The following is a 2,530-nucleotide window of genomic DNA, read 5'->3' as shown; positions in this document are numbered from 1 at the left end:
TTCAAATTGAACAAAATCGCTGCGCGATGGCCTGCCAAGGCTGTGGCGCAGTTTTCTACTTTTTCTAAAAAAGGCAGTGACAGGATTGTCCCAAGATAGTATTGTTAAAGCACGACCAATAACAAACTTCAAACACGGGCTTAGTCCCGACAACTGCCTATGAAAATGATACCACCTTCAGGCTGCTTTCACAAGCAGTTTTATTTTGCAAATGCTCCTCCATAATGGGTAGTTACTGTTGTTATTACTACTTTTATTTCATGGAGGTTATTTTATGTACGAAGATATTTTTGAATTAGTAACTATTGCTGCACAGAAAAAGAATCTTAAGGAATCCACTACAAAGGCGTATTGTCACGCCCTTAGCCCTTTCCTGAATGCTACAGGTAAACCCTGGCAGGAACTTACTGTAGCTGATGCGGATGATTACCTGACCACCAAAAGACTGATGGGCATTTTACCTGAAACCTACAACCACTACTATGGTGCTTTACGCTTCATGTACAAGCGGGTACTCAAGCTCAACTGGGACGAAGATGAAATTCCCAGAATGAAACGTGACCGCTCCCTTCCTACTGTTCTCTCAAGAGAAGAAGTGAATGCAATCCTTGATATCACCACAAACCTGAAATACAAAGCCATCTTTGCTGTTATGTACTCAGGCGGTCTTCGAGTGTCTGAAGCAACCCATTTGCATTATGATGATATATCTCGAAGCAATCATTCCATTCACATCCGCAATACCAAAAACAGAATGGACCGATACACCATTCTGGCTGACCGCACTCTCGACATTCTGACTCAGTACTGGTTTCAGTGCCAAAGACCCAGAAATATCCTCTTTCCAAGTCAGACAACCGGAGAATATCTGGATATCTCTGCGGTAAATCAAGTATTAAGAAGAAGCTCTGAACGGGCCGGAATCCCTAAGCATGTCACTTCACACGCATTCAGGCACAGCTTCGCCAGTCATCTTCTGGAAGCCGGATGTGATATTAAATATATTCAGGCATTGTTAGGTCACTTGGATCCTAAGTCTACCGAGATTTATCTTCATGTCAGTAACAAAACTTTACTTGGCATTAAAAGCCCTTTTGATATACAGGAGGATTCATAATGAAGCATCCTACTGTACAGGATATATTTCTACGGTTTTATCCTGAATACCTTGATAAATACACACCTTCTCCCCAGCAGTCCAAAGCTGCAAACTGCATCATCAACTGCAAAACCGGTGCTTATGGTGCCAACGTAAGCATGTGTGAGGACTGTGGCCACTTGCAAATCCATTATAATTCCTGCCGTAACAGATGCTGTCCCATGTGTCAGGCACTACCAAAAGAAATGTGGATAGACAAATGCCGTGAGGATGTTCTGGATGCTCCTTACTTTCATGTGGTATTTACTGTTCCACAAGAACTCAATTCTTTAATCTACAGCAACCAGCAGCTTCTATATGATGCAATGTATCATTCTGTTTCCGCAACTATAAATGAGCTGACCGAAGATACAAAACATCTCGGAGCAAAGGTTGGATATATTTGCGTGTTACATACCTGGGGCTCTGAAATGAATTACCATCCCCATATTCATGTCATTCTACTCGGTGGTGGTCTGACTTCCAACAATCAATGGCGTGATAAAGGAGAAGAATTCTTTCTTCCGGTAAAAGTGTTATCAAAACTGTTTCGGGGTAAATATCTGGATGAACTGAAAAACCTCTGGGAAGAGAAAAAACTTCAGTTTCACGGAAGCAGTGAAAAGTACCGCAACCATTATGTTTTCAAAGAACTCCTAGACCTTTGTTATGACAAAGACTGGGTTCCTCATTGCAAAAAAACCTTCAACGGTGCACAGTCCGTTATTAACTACCTTGGAAAATACACCCACCGGATTGCCATCAGCAACCATCGTATCATCCGCATGGATGAAGATACCGTTACTTACTATGTCAAAGACTACCGAGAAGAAGGCAACTGGAAGGAATTTACCATTTCCGGTGTTGAATTTATTCGCCGGTTTCTTATGCATGTGCCTCCTAAACGCTTTGTCAGAATCAGGCACTATGGGTTACTATGTACCAGAACCAAAACCAGACATCTGACATTATGCCGGAATCTCCTTGGCTGCAAACAGTATCTTTCCCGGCTGAAAGACCTGGATACTCCACAGATGCTCGAAACCCTCTACGGTATTAAGGTTACTGTCTGTAAATGCTGTGGCGGACACCTTGGGAAACCACAACAGCGGATACCACTACGTATTTAAAGCTTGATATTCATATTTTTTGAAAAGCCTCAGAAATGAGGTCTATTTGTCGTGCTTAGATTCAGAAACGAGCCATCTGCCACAATGGCACAACCTTTATCTTATAGTAAAGTGTAAAGATTGAAAGTCCATACATATCGGCTCCGGTGACGCGACTTTGTTCACTATAGAAAAATCGAAATTGATGTAAACGATAGGGCAGTTTATCAAATGTTGTAAGCTGCTTTATCGTTTACACCAACTTCGATTGGTTTCTAATCAA

2 protein-coding genes are annotated in these 2,530 nt (G+C 41.9%); both read left to right on the top strand.

Annotation, left to right across the window (positions count from 1 at the left end; all coding sequences use genetic code 11):
* Window positions 1-274 precede the first annotated feature (274 nt).
* Window positions 275-1,117, top strand: coding sequence for a tyrosine-type recombinase/integrase (locus ACTQ50_RS19400; RefSeq protein ID WP_441485531.1), 843 nt, complete (start codon window positions 275-277; stop codon window positions 1,115-1,117).
* Complete coding sequence (locus ACTQ50_RS19395) at window positions 1,117-2,268, top strand: IS91 family transposase (protein ID WP_441485530.1); 1,152 nt, start codon at window positions 1,117-1,119, stop codon at window positions 2,266-2,268. The genes ACTQ50_RS19400 and ACTQ50_RS19395 overlap by 1 nt, the downstream gene beginning before the upstream one ends.
* Window positions 2,269-2,530 lie beyond the last annotated feature (262 nt).

Source organism: Blautia sp. Sow4_E7 (assembly GCF_052116245.1).
Lineage (GTDB): Bacteria > Bacillota > Clostridia > Lachnospirales > Lachnospiraceae > Blautia_A.
Note: the sequence above shows the minus strand (reverse complement) of the source record. Positions and strands in the feature narration are given on the sequence as shown.

Bases quoted from the DNA above. Each gene is read 5' to 3' on its own strand.
- ACTQ50_RS19400 (WP_441485531.1), top strand. From the start codon at position 275: ATGTACGAAGATATTTTTGAATTAGTAACTATTGCTGCACAGAAAAAG.
- ACTQ50_RS19395 (WP_441485530.1), top strand. From the start codon at position 1,117: ATGAAGCATCCTACTGTACAGGATATATTTCTACGGTTTTATCCTGAA.